General features: G+C 28.8%; 16 protein-coding genes. 1 reads left to right on the top strand and 15 read right to left on the bottom strand.

What is annotated here, in order from left to right; translation table 11 throughout:
* Positions 1-12: 12 nt before the first annotated feature.
* The 8 genes from ftsY to DY123_RS02340 all read right to left on the bottom strand — a co-directional run bounded on the left by ftsY (position 13) and on the right by DY123_RS02340 (position 11,195).
* Positions 13-1,338 carry a signal recognition particle-docking protein FtsY gene (ftsY, locus tag DY123_RS02375; protein ID WP_140936391.1) on the bottom strand — a complete coding sequence of 442 codons (1,326 nt, stop codon included), beginning with the start codon at positions 1,336-1,338 and terminating at the stop codon, positions 13-15.
* 4 nt (positions 1,339-1,342) lie between these two features.
* Positions 1,343-4,894 carry a chromosome segregation protein SMC gene (gene smc, locus DY123_RS02370; RefSeq protein ID WP_140936390.1) on the bottom strand — a complete coding sequence of 1,184 codons (3,552 nt, stop codon included), beginning with the start codon at positions 4,892-4,894 and terminating at the stop codon, positions 1,343-1,345.
* A 27-nt stretch (positions 4,895-4,921) separates the two neighbouring features.
* On the bottom strand, positions 4,922-5,614 hold the full coding sequence (rnc, locus tag DY123_RS02365) for a ribonuclease III (RefSeq protein WP_108982795.1): 693 nt from the start codon (positions 5,612-5,614) through the stop codon (positions 4,922-4,924).
* A 69-nt stretch (positions 5,615-5,683) separates the two neighbouring features.
* Positions 5,684-5,932: an acyl carrier protein gene (acpP, locus tag DY123_RS02360; protein ID WP_105987724.1), complete on the bottom strand. Its 249-nt coding sequence runs from the start codon at positions 5,930-5,932 to the stop codon at positions 5,684-5,686.
* A 49-nt stretch (positions 5,933-5,981) separates the two neighbouring features.
* Positions 5,982-7,022 carry a phosphate acyltransferase PlsX gene (gene plsX / locus DY123_RS02355; RefSeq protein WP_108982796.1) on the bottom strand — a complete coding sequence of 347 codons (1,041 nt, stop codon included), beginning with the start codon at positions 7,020-7,022 and terminating at the stop codon, positions 5,982-5,984.
* A 16-nt stretch (positions 7,023-7,038) separates the two neighbouring features.
* The gene (gene recG / locus DY123_RS02350; RefSeq protein WP_140923957.1) at positions 7,039-9,057 is read right to left on the bottom strand and encodes an ATP-dependent DNA helicase RecG; all 2,019 of its coding nucleotides are present in this window, start codon (positions 9,055-9,057) and stop codon (positions 7,039-7,041) included.
* A 60-nt stretch (positions 9,058-9,117) separates the two neighbouring features.
* The gene (locus DY123_RS02345; protein ID WP_140923955.1) at positions 9,118-10,794 is read right to left on the bottom strand and encodes a DAK2 domain-containing protein; all 1,677 of its coding nucleotides are present in this window, start codon (positions 10,792-10,794) and stop codon (positions 9,118-9,120) included.
* A gap of 41 nt (positions 10,795-10,835) precedes the next feature.
* Positions 10,836-11,195: an Asp23/Gls24 family envelope stress response protein gene (locus DY123_RS02340; RefSeq protein WP_140923953.1), complete on the bottom strand. Its 360-nt coding sequence runs from the start codon at positions 11,193-11,195 to the stop codon at positions 10,836-10,838.
* Between the two features lie 225 nt (positions 11,196-11,420).
* Here DY123_RS02340 and rpmB point away from each other — a divergent pair, with 225 nt between their 5' ends.
* Positions 11,421-11,606: a 50S ribosomal protein L28 gene (gene rpmB / locus DY123_RS02335; RefSeq protein WP_105955985.1), complete on the top strand. Its 186-nt coding sequence runs from the start codon at positions 11,421-11,423 to the stop codon at positions 11,604-11,606.
* Between the two features lie 87 nt (positions 11,607-11,693).
* Here rpmB and DY123_RS02330 read toward each other — a convergent pair whose 3' ends face one another.
* The 7 genes from DY123_RS02330 to fmt are packed head-to-tail and all read right to left on the bottom strand — an operon-like array spanning position 11,694 to position 18,835.
* Complete coding sequence (locus DY123_RS02330) at positions 11,694-12,341, bottom strand: thiamine diphosphokinase (protein WP_108983194.1); 648 nt, start codon at positions 12,339-12,341, stop codon at positions 11,694-11,696.
* A 2-nt stretch (positions 12,342-12,343) separates the two neighbouring features.
* Positions 12,344-12,994: a ribulose-phosphate 3-epimerase gene (gene rpe, locus DY123_RS02325; protein ID WP_108983195.1), complete on the bottom strand. Its 651-nt coding sequence runs from the start codon at positions 12,992-12,994 to the stop codon at positions 12,344-12,346.
* A gap of 10 nt (positions 12,995-13,004) precedes the next feature.
* Complete coding sequence (gene rsgA, locus DY123_RS02320) at positions 13,005-13,901, bottom strand: ribosome small subunit-dependent GTPase A (protein ID WP_140923951.1); 897 nt, start codon at positions 13,899-13,901, stop codon at positions 13,005-13,007.
* 16 nt (positions 13,902-13,917) lie between these two features.
* A complete protein-coding gene (pknB, locus tag DY123_RS02315) occupies positions 13,918-15,801 on the bottom strand; it encodes a Stk1 family PASTA domain-containing Ser/Thr kinase (protein WP_140923950.1) in 1,884 nt (627 codons plus the stop codon).
* Positions 15,798-16,544 carry a Stp1/IreP family PP2C-type Ser/Thr phosphatase gene (locus DY123_RS02310; RefSeq protein WP_140923948.1) on the bottom strand — a complete coding sequence of 249 codons (747 nt, stop codon included), beginning with the start codon at positions 16,542-16,544 and terminating at the stop codon, positions 15,798-15,800. Before DY123_RS02310 ends, pknB begins: the two co-directional genes overlap by 4 nt.
* A gap of 10 nt (positions 16,545-16,554) precedes the next feature.
* Positions 16,555-17,886: a 16S rRNA (cytosine(967)-C(5))-methyltransferase RsmB gene (rsmB, locus tag DY123_RS02305; protein WP_140923946.1), complete on the bottom strand. Its 1,332-nt coding sequence runs from the start codon at positions 17,884-17,886 to the stop codon at positions 16,555-16,557.
* Positions 17,879-18,835 carry a methionyl-tRNA formyltransferase gene (gene fmt, locus DY123_RS02300; protein ID WP_140923944.1) on the bottom strand — a complete coding sequence of 319 codons (957 nt, stop codon included), beginning with the start codon at positions 18,833-18,835 and terminating at the stop codon, positions 17,879-17,881. The genes rsmB and fmt overlap by 8 nt, the downstream gene beginning before the upstream one ends.
* Positions 18,836-18,839 lie beyond the last annotated feature (4 nt).

The following is an 18,839-nucleotide window of genomic DNA, read 5'->3' as shown; positions in this document are numbered from 1 at the left end:
CTCCTAAATTAATTATTTAATTAATCCCTTAAACAATCCATATACATAATCATTTGCATCAAATTTGCTTAAGTCACTTACTTTTTCACCTAAGCCAACATATTTTACCGGTAGATGTAATTCATTCCTAATTGCTAAAACAATACCACCCTTAGCAGTACCATCTAATTTAGTTAAAATAATTCCCGTAACATCAGTCGTTTCTTTAAATAATTTAGCTTGATTTAAAGCATTTTGCCCAGTAGTTGCATCTAAAACTAATAAAACTTCGTGTGGTGAGTCAGGAATCTCTCTAGTTAATACTTTCTTCATTTTAGATAATTCATTCATTAAATTAACTTTATTTTGTAGACGACCTGCTGTATCAACAAACAAGACATCATAGTCTTCTGCTTTTGCTTTGTGAACTGCTTCATATACAACTGCAGATGGATCACTTTTTTCAGGTTTTTTAACAATATCTACTTGATCTCTTTTTGCCCATTCATCTAATTGTTCAATTGCACCTGCTCTAAAAGTATCGGCTGCAGCTAGTAAAACTTTTTTGCCATCTTTCTTATACTTATCTGCCATTTTTCCAATGGTAGTAGTCTTACCAACACCATTAACCCCAACAAATAAAATAACTGTAGGACCATTTTCAGCCATATTAATTTCAGTTGATTCATCATTACCAGCTTGATCATAAATATCAATCATCTTTTGAATGATAACATTTTGAACATCTTCTTTATTTTTGGCATTTTGCAATTTAACTTCTTCTCTTAATTGATCAGTCAAATTAACAGCCATATCAAATCCAACATCAGATTCAATTAGAGTATCTTCTAAGTCATCAAAAAAGTCTTCATCAACTGATCTAAAATTAGCAAACAAACGATTTAATTTTTCACCAAAGGTAGATCTAGACTTTGAAAGCCCCTTTTCAAATTTATCAGAATCTTGTTCTTGTTCTTGTTCTTGTTCTTGCTCTTGTTCTTGTTCTTGTTCTTGTTCTTGTTCTTGTTCTTGTTCTTGTTCTTCAGAATGACTTTGAATGTCTGAATTGTCAACTCTTTCAGAAGTTTCTTTATCATCATTTGCTAAATTATCTTTATCATTATCAACAGAAGCATTATTTTTAGAATCATCATTTTGATTTGAATTTTCATCTTTTACATTATTTTCAGATGAGCTTTCATTTGCATTTAGATCATTTGTATCTTCATTATTATTATTTAAATCTTGATTATTATCATTCTCTTGTTTTTTATTTTCTTGTTCTTCATTTGTTTCTTGTTGTTCACGTTTTTCTTTATCCTTTTTTGATCTGCGCTTAAATATATCAAATAAACCCATAATTTTAATCCTCCATTGAAGTAAATTTATTTAAATTAGCTGATACAACTTCTGAGACACCAGAATTTTGCATTGTAACACCATATAATGTATCAGCATACATCATTGTCTCTTTACGATGAGTAATAACAATAAACTGAGTAATTAAATCTAACTTACTCATATAATTAGCATATCTATCAACGTTTTCTGCATCCAAAGCTGATTCAGCTTCATCTAGTATACAAAACGGAACCGGTTTAACTTTTAGAACAGCAAATAGTAAAGAAATAGCAGTTAAAGCCTTTTCACCACCAGAAAGTAGAGACATATGACGATATTTTTTACCAGGTGGTTGTGCCATAATTTCAATTCCTGTAGTTAACAAATCTTCTGGATTAGTTAGAATCAATTTTGCCTTCCCACCACCGAAAATTTCAGTATAAACATTTTTAAATTGACTGGCCACTTTATCAAAAGTATCTTTAAATTTAACTTTAACAGTATCGTCTATTTTATTCATGGTTTCTGTTAACTGTTTACTTGAATTTTTTAAATCATCCGATTGTTTAACTAAAAATGTATAACGTTCGGAAACATCTTTATATTCTTCAATTGAAGATATATTAACATGACCAAGATCACTGATTTTTTTATTAAGTATTCTAATCTTATTTATAATATCCTGATAAGAAAATGATATTTGTAATTGCTTAATCTTATTAGAATTCATTTTATATTTATCCACAAGTCTATTCTTTAGCTTATTAATTTTCTCATCCAATTGCATGTGGTTATTCGATAATTTATTGTACTGGCTATTCACATCAATATAAGAATTTCTATAAGCATCCAACTTTTCATCGTAATCATTAATTTTTAATTGAATGCTATCAATGTCAGCATCACATTGAGACAATTCTTCTTTATTTGAGGAAATTGATAATTTTAATTTACTTATTTCATGTGAGTTATCTTTTTCACTCATACCAATGTTAATTTCATTTTGTAAATTAATTATTAAATCTTTTGTTTCATTAATACTATCATTAATTTGATCTAATTTTTCAATATTATCAGCCTTTTTATCACGATAATTATTAATCTTTTCTTTATAAACAGCTAAATTAGATTTATAGTTATTAACTTTATCATTTAAGTCATTTTTTAAAGAAGACAAAGTACTAAGTCTTTCTTTAATATCATTAGATGATCTTTGATTAATTAATAATTTCTTATCTAAGTTGGCCTTTAAATTTTTACTTTCTAATTGTTGTGCATCATAATCATCATTTTCATTATTAGATGTTAATAATTCAATAGATTCAATTTCTCTACTTTTTTCATTTAATAGCTTTTCATTAAATGAATTATTATTTTTATAATTAATAATTTTATTAGATAAACTATGAATTTTATCTTCCAATGTATCTAATTCATTTTTAATTTTGCTTTGTGCTTTTTCTTGTCCTGGAATACTCTGTTCGATAATTTGTAAGTCATTTTTAGCAGCAGAAAATTTGTCTTTCAAGCTAGCTAACTTATTATTTTGAGATAATATTCCATCATAATGTTGTTTATTCTTTCCACCAGTTATCGAACCACCAGCATTAATAATCTCGCCATTCAACGTAATAACACGATTAGTATGATGAATGGAATTACTTATATCGGTTGCAGAATTTAAATCTTTTGCAATGATAACATTTCCTAATAAATGTTCTTTAATAATACGTAAATTATCATCAATAGATACTAAATCAGACCCAACACCTATAAATCCAGGATTATTTTTACATAGCTCTAACTTATTTGAATTAATAAATCTTTTAGATAAACTATCTATTGGTAAAAATGTTGCTCTACCCAGATGATTTTTATTAAGGTAATTTACAGCAGATTTTGCATCATAAGTATTTTTAACAATAATTTGTTGTAATTGACCACCTAAAGCAGTTTCAATAGCTAAAGACTTATCTTTATCAACAATTAAATAATCAGAAACTGCTCCATATATTCCACCGAGTTTATTTTTTGCATTAAGGATACTTTGAGATCCACGATAAAAGTTTGAATGATTATCATGTAAGCTTTTTAAACTATTAAATTGAATTTTTAAATTTTGATATCTTTCTAAGCGTTTATACCAATTCGATTTAATTTGCTCTAATTTATTATCAATTAAATTTAGTTCATTCTTACTATTATCATATTCATTCTTCAAATTGGAATATTGATCTTTTAATGCATTTATATTTGAATTATCTTTATATATTTTTTCCTTAATTTTATTTAAATCTGACTTGGCATCGTTGAGTCGGCGCTTTTGATTAATATTTTGAGCATCGTTTTGCTTCCTAGATTTCTCTAAATATCTTTTTTTATTATTAAGATCTGATATTTGCTGCATTATATTTAAATAATCAGATTTTAAATTTTCTTGAGCTTTATTCTTATCGTCAATCTCTTTATTAATATCATTTAAATTACTATTATTTATATCTTCTGCAATTTTTTGAGAATATTTAGATAAATCTTCAATTTTTAAATTATATTGAACTTGCCTATCATTTAAATCAGATTTTTCTTGTTTTAAAGAATTTAAATATTCCTGTTTTTCGTCTAAATTTTTCTTTTTAAAATTTAAATCCTGTTTTGATAAATTTTGTTCTCCAGAAACTTTTTCTAATTTTTGAGAATTAACTAATAACTGATCCTGTAATTTTTCCTTGATATTTAGTTTATTTTCCAAATTTTTTTTATAAATACCAATTTCACTAGATACGTTATTTATTTTATCATTTAGGCTATTTTTACTGGATTTAATATTATCTAAATTAATTGCATTGGTATTATCTTTATCTAATAAATCTTTTAATTCAAGAACCAATCTTTGTGTATCAATTTTGTCTAATGCATCTTTATTTTTCAAATATTTTTTAGCATTGATACTCTGCTCTTTTAAAGAATCATTTCTATCCTTTAATTCATAGATAATATCTTCAACACGATCTAAATTTTCTTTCGTTTGACTAAGTTTTAAATTAGCATCATGTTTTTGATGTTTATATTTAAAAACACCAGCAACAGTTTCAATAATAGAACGTCTTTCTTCAGGTTTACTATTAAATATTTTTTCAATATTCCCCTGTGAAATGATAGAAAATGAGCCAAGTCCCATTCCAGTATCCATAAATAAATTATTAATATCTTTTAACCTACATTCTTGATTATTAATAGAATACTGGCTTTCACCACTTCTAAAAAGCTTTCTAGCAATTATTATTTCAGAATAAGGGCTATTAATATATTGGTCTGTATTATCAAGAGTCAATTTTACTTCAGCACGATTTACTGCTTTGTGTGTACTAGAACCAGAAAAAATGATATCTGGCATTTTAGTGCCACGAAGCGTTTTAGCGGACTGTTCACCTAAGACCCATCTAATAGCTTCAATAACATTACTTTTACCACTACCATTTGGACCGACTATTTCGGTTAAACCATTATTAAAATTAATTTTTGTCTTATTAGCAAAAGATTTAAAGCCAATAATTTCTAATGATTTTAACTTCAAATTTAATTCCCCATTCTAAATTTTAGATTATTCTAAGTATTGTTTTAAGGCCTTTTTAGCAGCACCTTGTTCAGCGTTTTTCTTAGAATGACCTTCCCCAACGCCTTCTTCTTTGTCATCAATAGTAACTGAAACTTTAAATCTACGATCGTTGTCTGGACCATTTTCATCTAATAAGTGATATTCAATTTCAACAGGTCCATTTTGTTGAGCCAATTCTTGTAATTCAGTTTTGTGATCAAAAAATTCATCAAACCATCCCTCATCTAATTTAGGGAAAATCACTTGATGACAAAACTTAACTACTGGATCCATCCCTTGATCTAAGTAAACAGCACCAATAAATGATTCAAAAATATCACATAACAGAGAATCTCTTTCTCTAGCGTGTGCCTTTTCTTCACCTTTACCTAAGCGAATGTATTTATCAAAATGACATTCTCTAGCAAAACTACTAAAACTATGTTCATTAACCATAGCTGCTCTTAATCTTGTTAATCTTCCCTGTGGTAATTTAGGATATCTTTTAAAAATATAATCTGATACTACTAATTCATAAACTGCGTCACCCAAAAATTCAATTCTTTCATAAAATTTTAAATTTTGGCCTGGATGTTCATTAACATATGAAGCTTGAGTAAAAGCTTCATCTAATAAAGATTCATCATGAAATTTTATTCCAAAATTTTTTTCTAATAATTCATCAAACTCTGCTATCATTTAAAATTCCTCCATATTATTAAAACAATAAAAAGCGATTACCCTTTGAGTAATCGCCTTATAAATTATCTATTTATTGTCTGAGTTGGACATTACATAGTCTACAGCTTCGTCAATGGTTTGAATTTTTTCAGCATCTTCATCTGAAATTTCAGTATTAAAAGTGTTTTCCAGATCTAAAACAAATTCAACAAAATCAATTGAATCAGCATCTAAATCTTTTTGGAAATTTAAACTACCATTAACTGAATCACGATCAACGCTAAATTGATCTGCAACCATATCGGAAATTTTATTCAATACTTCTTCTTTATTCATTTAGCTTTCCTCAAATCTATATTAAATTAGTATCTAAATTATACCAGATTTATTTGTTTTTAGCATTTTGTTTAATTTCTGCCATTTTATCTGAATGTTCATCAAAATATGAAACAACATTATCAATCGTTTTAGAATCAATCATTGATTTAATTTGGAAAATTGTATTTTTAATAGTAATGGCTTTACTACTTCCATGCGCCTTAACAACGGGGGCTTTAGTTCCCATTAAAACAGCACCACCATATTGAGAATAGTCCATTTGTTTGCCAATTTTCTTAAATGTAGGTTTTAACATCAATGCACCAAATTTTGATTTTAAACCAGCAGACATAATATCTCCCTTAATTAAGGTTAATAATGATAAAGCAGTTCCTTCAATTGCCTTTAATGCAGCATTACCAGTAAAGCCATCAGTAATAACCACATCAGCAGCACCATTTAGTAATTCTCTTGATTCAACATTACCAATAAAGTTTAAATTATTATCTTTAGATAGTAACTCATTAGCTGCTTTATGCAAACTATCACCCTTATCAGCTTCTGTCCCATTGTTTAATAATCCAATTCTTGGGTTATTAATCTTTCGAACATTTTCAGCGTAATATTTACCCATAAATGCATATTGATATAAGTTAAATAATTTAGATTCAGCATTAGCACCAACATCTAGCATAACAAAGTTATCATGTTCTGGATCATTAACAATTGGTAGAGTAGTAGCTAGTCCCGGTCTATCAATACCTTTAATTCGACCTATGATAAATAATCCAGCTGCTAAAATGGCACCAGTATTCCCAGCAGAAAAGAAAGCATCTGCTTCATGGTCTTTTACTGACTGAGCAGCCATATCTAAACTAGAATTTTTCTTTTTCATAACTGCTTTAACTGGTTCTTCAGCCATTTCAATTATTTCGTCAGACTGAATCAATTCAATTCTTTCTTCATTTTCAATTAGTGGCTTAATCTTATCAATTTGTCCAAATAATTTAAATTCAAGATCTGGATATTCATTTCTAGCCAATTCCACACCTTTAACTACTTCTGTTGGTGCATAATCTCCACCCATAGCATCAATTGCAATTTTCATCTTGTTTCTCCTTTAATTAATCAAATATTTTTTTGTTATTTTCGCTGACATATTCAAATAATTTACTGTATTTAGTTTTCCAATCACTTTGGCTAACAATTTGAATAGCTTCTTGTTGTGCAATATTCAACATTGTTAAGTCAGCAACTGGATCGCCAACCTTAAAGTCTGGCACTCCAGATTGGGCATTACCCATTACATCACCTGGGCCTCTAAGTTCAAGATCCTTTTGTGAAATAATAAAACCATTATTACTATCAACCATTACGTTCATTCTTTTAGCACCAACTTCAGTTTTAGGATCTGCTACTAATAAACAATATGATTGATTTTTTCCACGACCTACTCTTCCTCGTAGTTGATGTAATTGGGCAAGACCAAAATGATCAGAATTAAATACAATCATCATCGTTGCATTACTTACATCTACACCAACCTCAATAACTGTTGTTGAAACTAAAATTTGTAAATTGTTTTTTTGAAATTCACCCATAATACTATTTTTTTCATCATCATTCATTTTTCCGTGTAAAAGTCCAACTTGATATTTAGGTTCAAAGATATTTTTAAAACTTTCATAAATATTAACCGCATTTTTCATATCAACTGCTTCGGACTCTTCAACTAAAGGAGTAACAACATAGATTTGTTCTCCAGATGATAATCTGTCGTTAATAAATGGTAAAGTAGATTTAAATTGATTTTCTCTTATCCAAGAAGTTTTAACCGGTTGTCTTCCAGCTGGTAATTTGTCAATTATTGATACATCCATTTCACCATATGAAGTAATTGCTAAAGTTCTAGGAATTGGGGTAGCTGTCATTGCTAAAACATTGGTTCCTTCACCCTTTTCTCGCAACTTTTTCCTCTGATTAACACCAAAGCGGTGTTGCTCATCAATTATGGCTAATCCTAGATCAGCATATTCAACACTATCTTGAATTAATGCATGTGTACCTATTATTAAATTTACTTCTCCATCTTTTATTCTTGGAAGTAATTCCTTACGAGCAGATTGTTTAGTATTACCGGTTAATAATGACACATTAATATTAGTATTTTCAAATAATTTAGCTAATTTATTAGCATGTTGTTCAGCTAAAATTTCTGTTGGTGCCATTAAAGCAGCTTGATACCCAGCATCAATACATGCATATATTCCTAATACTGCAACAATAGTTTTACCAGAACCAACATCTCCTTGCAACAGTCGATTCATTTGACGATTAGATTTAAGATCCATAAAGATCTCATTAACAACTCTTTTTTGAGCATCCGTTAATTCAAATGGTAATTTATCAATGAATTGGTCTATTTTGATTTGATCAAATTTAATAGATAGACCTTTATTTTGATTAACCGACTTTAAATTTTGCAAACGCATTTGAAATAAAAAGAATTCATTAAACTTAGCAGTTCGACGAGCTAACATTGCTTCTTTTTTTGTTTTCGGAAAATGCATATCATGAACAACCGTCTTGAGATTTTCTAGTTTATATTTATTTCTTAAATCATCAGGAACAATATTAAAAATACAATCTTTATATTCTTCATATGCTAACTTTACTGTTTCTTTAATAGTACTTTGTCTTACATGTTTATTAGCAGGATAGATGGAACTCATTTGATTACTATCGCTAGACTGCAAAATTTTAATGCCGGCCATAGATGAACGATTTTTATCAAATCTACCATAGATTAAAACTTCTTTTCCTACCGGTAACTGCTTTTTTAACCATGGCTGATTAAAAAAAGTGACCTTTACTATATCGTTATTAATTAAAAATCGAATATTTAGTATATTCCTTCTACGACCATAATGAACAACTGTAGGTTCAGAAGCAATAGTTCCCTTTAAAGTTACTTTTTCTTGATCAACAATCTCATTAATATTTTTAACTTCAAAATCATCATATCTAAATGGATAATAAGATAATAAGTCAAAAATTGTATTAATTTGAAGTTCAGATAATGCTTCTTGTTTTTTAGGACCCACGCCCTTAAGAACTGATACATTATCTTTTAAATTTTTCATAAAATCAACTCCTAATCAAGAAAATAATAAATAAAAAAACCGGAGTAACCTCCGATTGATTTATTCTACTGAAACTAAAAATGGATAAACTGGTTGATCTCCTTCATGAACTTCGATTTCAAGATCAGAATCGATTTTTTCTAAAGCAGATTTTACTTTGTTAGCTTCCTTTTCATTAGAATCACTACCATAGATAATGGTAATAACTTCACTATCTTCATCTAACATTTTTTGAACCATTTGAACAGCGGTATCAACAGAATGTTTCCCAGTAATTTGAATATCACCATCAACAATACCCATAAAATGACCTTTTTTAATATCAACACCATTTATATTAGTATCTCTGACAGCATAAGTTACTTCTCCACTTTTAACCGTATCTAACATGTCTTCCATTGAATCAACATTTTCATCTAATGAAGCAGTTGGGTTAAATGATAAGACGGATGTAAGGCCCTGTTGTAAAGTTTTAGTATGAACAATTTTAGTAGGTATATCTGAAACTTCAGCAGCTTGTTCAGCGGCCATAAATATATTTCCATTATTAGGCAAAACAATAGCTTTTTTAGCATTACTACTATTAACAGCGTCCACAATATCTTGAGTGCTAGGATTCATTGTTTGTCCACCCTTAATAATGTTAGTAACACCTAAACTACGAAATAATTCTCCTAGTCCATCACCTGATACGATTGAAATAATCGCAGTTTCCTTAGGTGTATTATCTTCTTTAGCCGATTTTTTATCATCTTTTTCAATAATATCCTCTTGTTGTAGACGCATATTATCAACCTTAACATTAGCTAAATCCCCAAATAATTGTCCCCAAGCAAGTACCTTTCCTGGATGCTCGGTGTGAACATGAACTTTAACAATTTCATCGTCGTTAATAACTAATAAAGAATCACCTAATTTAGCTAAGTATTCATAAAATTTATCATAGTCAAAATCATATTTGATTTGTTTTCCACGACCAATTCTAACCATTATTTGTGTACAATAACCATACTTAATGTCTTCAGGATTTAACTTGCCTTGTGCACTTTCATCACTTTGTTCGTGATTAGCGTCTATCATTTGACTCATTTCAGCAGCGTTAGGTTGATGACTTGATTCTATTTTTCTACCATTTAGTACATCACTAAAGGCTTTAATTACAAAAAATAATCCTTGACCACCAGAATCAACTACTCCTACTTGTTTTAAAACATCCAACAAATCAGGAGTTGATTTTAAAGCAATATCAGCACCATCAGTTAATTCATCAAATAATTCAGCTAAATCCTTCTTATTTGAATTCTTTCCAGCTTGAGCAATTCCTTTGATAACTGTCAAAATTGTACCTTCTGTAGGCTTCATCACAGATCCATAGGCAATTTTAGCACTATTAATGAATGCATCAGTAATATCATTTGCATCCAATTCTTTTTTATCTTCAACAGATTTAGAAAAGCCTCTAAAAATTTGTGAAAGGATAACACCAGAATTACCCCTAGCACCCATTAATAATCCTTTAGCTAACGACTTTGCCAAATCACCGACAGATTCACTATTATCTTGGTCTACATATTTAGCACCACTAGCAAAAGACATGCTCATATTTGTACCAGTATCACCATCAGGAACTGGAAACACATTTAAAGAATTAATAAATTTTGCATTATTATTCAAAGTTATAGATGCTGCTTGTACCATCTGATTAAATTTTTCGCTTGTTATATTTGAAACAGACAACTACAATAAACCTCCTCCGATTAATCACAATCAATTAGTTATTAGTCTAAGACTCTAACACCTTGAACAATAACATTGACTGCATTGGCAGAAATGCCAAGCATCGTTTCTAAATTATATTTCACTTTTGATTGAACATTTTTGCAAACTTCTGAAATTTTTGTCCCAAAGCTCACAATTATATTTACATCAACAGAGATTCCATTGTCATTTTGGCGAACAACAACACCTCTTGCATAATTATCTTTTTTTAAAATATCATTAACATTATCTCTAATTTGATTTTTGCTAGCCATGCCAACAACCCCAAAGTTATCAGTAGCAGCACCGCCAACAACAGTAGCAATGACATTGTTATTAATATCAATTAATCCATGTTTTGTTTTAATTTTTACGGCCATAACCATAGCCTCCTTAGAAGATAAATTTTCTAATATATTCGATATATAATATTACCACAAGTTTAAAAAAAGCTAAAGGGTTGTTATTATAAAAGGGTTTAAACTGTCAAGTATAATTCCTTGAAAGAAAAACATTGCAAATCCGCTTTTAATATGCTAAATTATTAGAGTGAGATGTAATAAAAGCAACGCTTTTGAGAAATCATTAAAAGGAGGAATTTACCGATGGCTAAAGATTTTATTAATGGTAAAAGAACTCATTATGGTAACAAACGTTCCCATGCTTTGAATTCTTCACGTCGTAGCTGGAAGCCAAACCTACAAAAGGTTAATATCCTTGTAGATGGCAAGCCTAAGAAAGTTTGGGTTAGTACCCGTACACTAAAATCAGGTAAAGTTACTCGTGCCTAATTTTATTCAGCTTGGCTTGTTGGCCAAGCTTTTTTAATACAAAAAACGATGTCTACTCTTTCATAGTAGACATCGTTTTTTTTACTTTTATAAATCTTTGCTTTGAATAACGCTTAAAATACCCTTATCAAATGAAAACTTCGCCTTCGTACCAATAAATTCATTACTGGCAAAAGATATTGGCCTAGCAACATGATAATTATCTAAAGTATATTTAACATCATTTAAAGTTAAATTCATTTCGTTCAATGGTAAATAAGCTAAATATTTCTTGTCTAATTCCTTTTTAATTATATGACTGCCAGGTAAGAAGTAAGATATCGTATTTTGATTATCTATAATTCTGATCTTACTAACGATCTTCTTATACCTTGGTTCAGTCATCATTAAAAAGTTAGATAAAAAGTGATCTAGTCTTCCACCAGTCGCTCCATATATGTTAATTATATCAGCATTTAATTCTTTATTAGCTATTTTTAAAGCTAATTGAGTATCTGTATCATCTTTAATTGGATCAAAAGTTCTTAAGTCATCTACATGACTTTTAACAACAGACAATTCTTCATCATTCATAGAATCGTAATCACCAATAGATACAATTGGATTTATTCCCATCTCAATCAATCTAAAGCTACCACGATCAACACCAATCCAATTATCATGAATTTTTCCTAATTTTAAATCATTAGGCCATAAATTAGTGGGTCCACCTACTAATAAATTAACAGTTTTCATAATTATTTAGTGGCATCCTTAATAGCTTGAACCTTTGATGAAGGATTTTCATCGTTAAAGACATAGGAACCAGCAACAGCAACTGTAGCACCTGCATTATAAGCAGTTTTAACAGTTTCATTATTAACCCCACCATCAATTTCAATATCAAATGAATAACCTTCACTCTTCTTTAAATCATTTAATTGTTGAATTTTCTTAACAGTTTCAGGTAAGAATTTTTGACCACCAAATCCAGGATTAACAGTCATTACTAACACTTGATCAACCATATATAATACGGGCTTAATAGCTTCTACTGGAGTTCCAGGATTAATAACAACTTCAGCTTTTACTCCCTTATTTTTAATCATTTGTAATGCTCTATGGATATGTGGTGTAGCTTCTACATGAACACCAATTAGGTCTGCACCATTGTCAGCAAATTCATCTACATATCTTTCAGGATTTCTTACCATCATATGAACATCTAAAATTAAATCAGAAGTTTTTCTAATCTGTTTAACCCATCCTGGTCCATATGAAATTGAAGGTACAAAATCACCATCCATTACATCAATATGTAAATATTCAGCATCTTTTTCAATTTTATTAATATCTCTTTCTAAATTTAAATAGTCAGCACTTAAAATTGATGGAGCTACTTTAATCATAAATATGTCCTCATTTCTTTTTATTATAAATTGGTTTTTTGTTCTTTAATATTTTATACAACTGTAAATAATTATTATAACGTTCGTGAGATAATTTATTCTCATCTAATAATTTTTTTATTTCACATTTAGGTTCATTGATGTGAACACATCCCCTAAATTTACATTTATCAGCGTTTCTTTTAAATTCGGGGAAGTAATTTCTAAGTTCATCAGATCTAATATCAAAATTATCATAAGACGAAAATCCAGGAGTGTCGGCAACCAAACCACCATTCATTTTAAGAAAGCTAACTTTTCTAGTGGTATGTTTCCCACGATTCAAGGATGATGATATTTCACCGGTTGGTAAATTGAGCTTTGGAGCAATCTTATTCAATAATGTAGACTTACCAGCACCTGTTTGTCCCATAATTACGCTTACTTTATTTTTAAAATATTCATTTAATTCTTTTAAAGATTCAATATCATTTTCACCATTAGACATAATAACATTATAGCCAATATTCTGATAAATTGATTTGATATTATTGAAATAATTAAGATTATCATTATCCAATAAATCTATCTTGGTAAAATAAATAATTGGCTTAATATTATTTATTTCTAAAGCAACTAACTGACGATCTAATAAATTACTAGAAAAATTTGGTTGAATCGTTGAGGTTACCACAACAGCTTGATCAATATTAGCTATTGGAGGTCTAACCAATGAATTTTTCCTATCAAATACTTTAAGTAAATATCCTTCTGTTAAAGAATTTGATTGAAATTCTACCTCATCACCTACCAATGGAGTAATTTTACGCTTTCTAAAATTACCACGAGCACGAGTTCTATATATTTTACCATCACTTATAATATCATAAAATCCACTAAGTGATTGAAATACTTTTCCTTTTGACAATTAATCACCTCAATCTTTATTTCATAATTAGTTTTCCGTCTCGATATATTTCATATCTTGATTTTTCATTTGACTTTAAATTATATGGAATCGTTATATTAGTATCCTTATTAATGTATATAGTCTCATAGAATGAAAGTCCTTTGCCATTTATATTAGAATAGACAGTAATTTTATTTCCATTTAAGTTATCAGTCTTTTTATATGGAACTTGTAATGACAAGTTAAATCCATGGCTTAAGTTTACACCACTTGTATTCCCCTTTGAAACCCAAATTTCAACATTATAACCACTTTGAAGTTTCAAACCATCACTAGGATTTTGTTGGTAAACAACCCCGACTGGTTCATCTTTAGTATTTTCATAATGAAATTTAGCATTTAGATGTTTATCTTTTACATATTTTTTAGCCTGTTCTTCATGTTTTCCAACTAAATTTTTCATTGTAAATGATTCACCATATTTTGATACAACTAAATTTAAAGACTTATTTTTGGGACTAACCTTAGCATTAGGTAAAATACTTTGGTTCAAAATATGGTTAGGCATAAAGTAGTCATTATAGTTATAAATTTTTTTAACTTTAAAACCCATTTTGGATAACTTAGGATAAACTTTATCATAATTCTTACCAACATAGTTGTCCATATTAATTACACCAGCACCATTACTAACAATTAATTTAATGCCAGAATGATTTAATAATCTAGTTTTAGCATTAGGTTCGGTCTTAATAACATGGTTATAAGGAACTTCGTAGTTGTTTCGATAAATTATTTTTGTGGAAAGTAACTTTGATTTTTTGATATTGTATTTAGCTTTCTCAATTGTCATATTATCAACATTTGGAACATTAACTCTAGAAAATAAGGTTAAATGTAGTAGTAATATAATTAAAATAATGAATAACAAAAATACCGTAATCAGAAATAATAATTTTTTGTTTTTATTGTTATTTAAAATGTTAATTCTAGCATCGTCTTTTTTTAGGTTTTCCAAATTTAATATTTTTGTTTCATCATTATCAATATCTTTTTTATTTTCAACTTTAAAAAATAATTTGGCTTCATCTTTTCTGCTAGAATCTAAAGCAGTTTCTAAATCTTTCTTCATTTCTAAAACACTATCATAACGATCACTAGGCCTTTTTGCTGTAGCTTTTAATACCACATTTTCTAATGATTGAGGTACTTTGCTGTTTTGATTCATTATTGATGGGATGTTACTGCGTGAATGTTTCATAGCAATGCTAACTGGAGAATCTCCATTAAAAGGAACATTTCCCACCAATAGTTCGTATAGAATAATACCTAAAGAATAAATATCAGATTTCATAGTGACTGATTTACCTAATGTTTGTTCAGGCGATATATAATGAATTGAACCAACGATAGAATTAGTACGAGTTAATGGTAATAGATCAGTCATAACAGCAATTCCAAAATCAGTTATTTTAATATTTTTATTTTTATTAATTAAAATATTTTGTGGTTTTAAATCACGATGAATAATACCATGATTATGTGCTACATTCACAGCATTGAGTATTTGACTCATAATATAAACAACAATTTTTAGGTCAATAGGATAATTTTTTTGAATATATTTTTTTAAATCGGATCCTGGAACATATTCCATAACTAAATATTGCATATCTTTATATTTTCCAACATCGTATACTTTAACAATATATTCACTTTTCAATTTATTAATAGCTAACTTTTCATATTTAAAATGTCGCTGAGCTTTTTTACTATGTTGAAAATCAAGTCTTATAATTTTGATGGTAACTAAACGTTTATTTTTATTATCATTAGCTAAATAAACATTTACCATTCCACCTTCACCAATTTTATTGATAATCTTATAACGATTATTTAAAACTGTACCGTTTTTCATAGATTATCACTTCCTAAAGAATTTCTAATAATAATGACAGATATATTATCACTACCACCATTATCATTAGCTCCTTTTATTAAATCATTGGCTATTTCATCAATAGATTGATTTTTACTGAGTTTTTCATAAATATATGAATCATTAACCATATTGGTAAGCCCATCACTACATAATAAAATAATATCATTTGTTGATAAGCTTATCTTAGTGATATTGGTATTAGCATCCCCAGATACTCCTAATCCTTTGACAATAATATTCTTTAAAGAAGAATAAATAGCATCTTTTTTAGATATTTCACCCTTTTTTACTAACATATTTACGTAAGAATGATCCTCAGTTATTTGTTTCATATTATTATTATGAAGCAAATAACACCTACTATCACCTAAATGAGCAACTAAGTATTGATTACCAAAAAATAATGCAACAACAATTGTTGTCCCCATTTTATCAAGTGAGAGGGCTTCTTCTGATTTATTAACTATTTGATTATTAATAATTTTAAATTGTTCTTGAATCCATTTTTCAACATCCTTAATTGAACTAATAGTATATTGTTTAAAAGCATTCCCTAATAAATTAACAGCCATTTTAGATGCTACATCGCCACCACGATTACCACCAATGCCATCAGCTAGAATTGCTATTAAAGCACCCTGATGATTATAAAAATAGCCTACACAATCTTCATTATTAGCTCTAACTTTCCCAATCGATGATTTAGCAATTATTTGCATAATATCTCCACTATTTTTTAATTAAATTACATACGAAAAATCCATCTGATTCATAATCATCTGGATAAATTTTCAAATATTTATCATTATTTTTTAAGTCCAATAAAGTTTTAGTAGTTACTAATTCAAAATCTGAGTTTAAAGACAAGAATTTATCAATAACATCACTATTTTCTTGGTTTAAAATAGTACAAGTACTATATACTAATTTTCCACCACTCTTTAATTTTGGAGCAACTGAATTTAATATATCAAGCTGTATATTTGATAAATGATTAACATCTGATAATTGTTTTTCATATCTTATTTCAGGTTTTCTTCTAATCAAACCAATTCCAGAACATGGTGCATCAATCAATATCTGATCAAATTGTCCATCTTTATACAATGAATCTATTTTTCTAGCATCACAAGCTTCGGTGCTTAAAACATCAGATACTCCTAAACGTTTAGCATTTTTTTCAACTTGTTTTAAACGTTTTTCATGTAAATCAAGTGCAAATACGTGACCGCCTTGATTATAATCTAATTTTTCAGCAATTTGGGTAGTTTTACCGCCAGGAGCAGAACATGCATCTAATATCTGATAATGAGGCTTAATATCCATTGATTCAACCGGTAACATTGCACTTTCATCTTGAATAGTCATTTTACCAGTTTTAAATAAATCACTATAGCTTGCCGATTTATCGGTCAAAATTAAGCCAGATTTGGCTAATGAACTATTTTTTACTTCATATCCTTCAGATTGTAATTCATTGGATAAGACGGATTTATCAATTAATTTGGAATTAAATCTTACTGATTGTTTAGAAGGTTTATTAATACTTTCTAAAATAGAGATTGTTTTTTGATTACCAACTTGTTGATTTAATTCCTCAATAATCCAAGGTGAAACACTATATTCAATTGATAATTTTCTCATTGGATCTTCAATTTCATTAAAAGATGGTAAACCATTCCTTTGTATTTGATGTAATGTTCCTGTTACCATTCTTCTAATTCCATCATGTCCTAATTTTTTGGCTATTTTTATAGATTCGTTAAAAATAGCACGTTCAGGAATCTTATTTAGATAGTACATTTGATAAATTGAAGTATAAAGTAATTCTCTTACCCAACTGTCTATCTTTTTTGGATTTTTTAAAAAAGAATTTAGATAATATTCTAAAGTTAGTCGATGTTGAATTACACCATAAACAATATTAGTTAATAAACTTATATCACGACTATCCAAGTCACTATGTTCAATAACTTGATTTAATTGTAAATTAGAATATGATCCATTTGATATTTTATTAAGTGTTTTTACTGCTAAAAGTCTAGGATTATCTTTACTCATTAGTAATTACCTGTTCCTTTTCTTTAATGCTTTGGCCAGCTCCATTTAAGTAAGCATTAATATTTTGTTTAGGCTTACCAGCTGGTTGAAGTTCAACGATTGCGATTACAGTTCCATTGCCACAAGCAATCTTTAAAGACTTCTTAGTTTTAGTAACAACTTGTCCCGGTGCTAAATCAGTTTTTTCATCATTAACAACTTTGGTTTGCCAAATTTTTGTACGTTTACCTTTAAGAAAAGTAAATGCACTAGGATCTGGTCTTAGAGCTCTAACCTTGCGGTCAACTAAAAATGCAGTTTTATTAAAATCAAGTTGTTCTTCAGAACGTTTGATGTTAGGTGAAAATACTACTTTGCTTTCATCTTGGGCTATTGGTTTAACACTTCCATCAACTATCTTGGGTAAAGTCTCTAATAATAACTTACTACCTAAGATACTTAATTTATCAAACATTGAAGCAGTATCATCATTTTCTTCAATTTTAATAGATTCCTGAGCTAAAATATCACCAGCATCCATCTTTTTGACCATATACATAATAGAAATTCCAGTTTTATCGTCACCATTCATAATTGAATATTGAACAGGCGCACCACCACGATATTTAGGTAACAAAGAACCGTGGACATTAACTGCAGCTACTTTTGCAGCATTCAAAAGCTTTGTAGGTAAAAACTGTCCAAACGCCGCAGTAATGATAAAATCTGGGCTTAAATTGATAATTTTTTGCATTTCTTTACTACCACTAATTTTTTCTGGTTGTAATACATCAATATTTGCTTCTTCGGCAAACAATTTAACAGGAGATGCTTTTAAAACTCGCTTACGACCAAATGGACGATCTGGTTGAGTAACAACGGCTAAAACATCATAATCATTTGATTTGACTAGATCTTTTAAAATTGGAACCGCAAAAGAAGGGGTTCCCATAAAAACAATTTTTTGCATATTT

This window comes from Apilactobacillus micheneri, from assembly GCF_006493595.1.
Taxonomy (GTDB): Bacteria; Bacillota; Bacilli; order Lactobacillales; family Lactobacillaceae; genus Apilactobacillus; species Apilactobacillus micheneri.
Note: the sequence above shows the minus strand (reverse complement) of the source record. Positions and strands in the feature narration are given on the sequence as shown.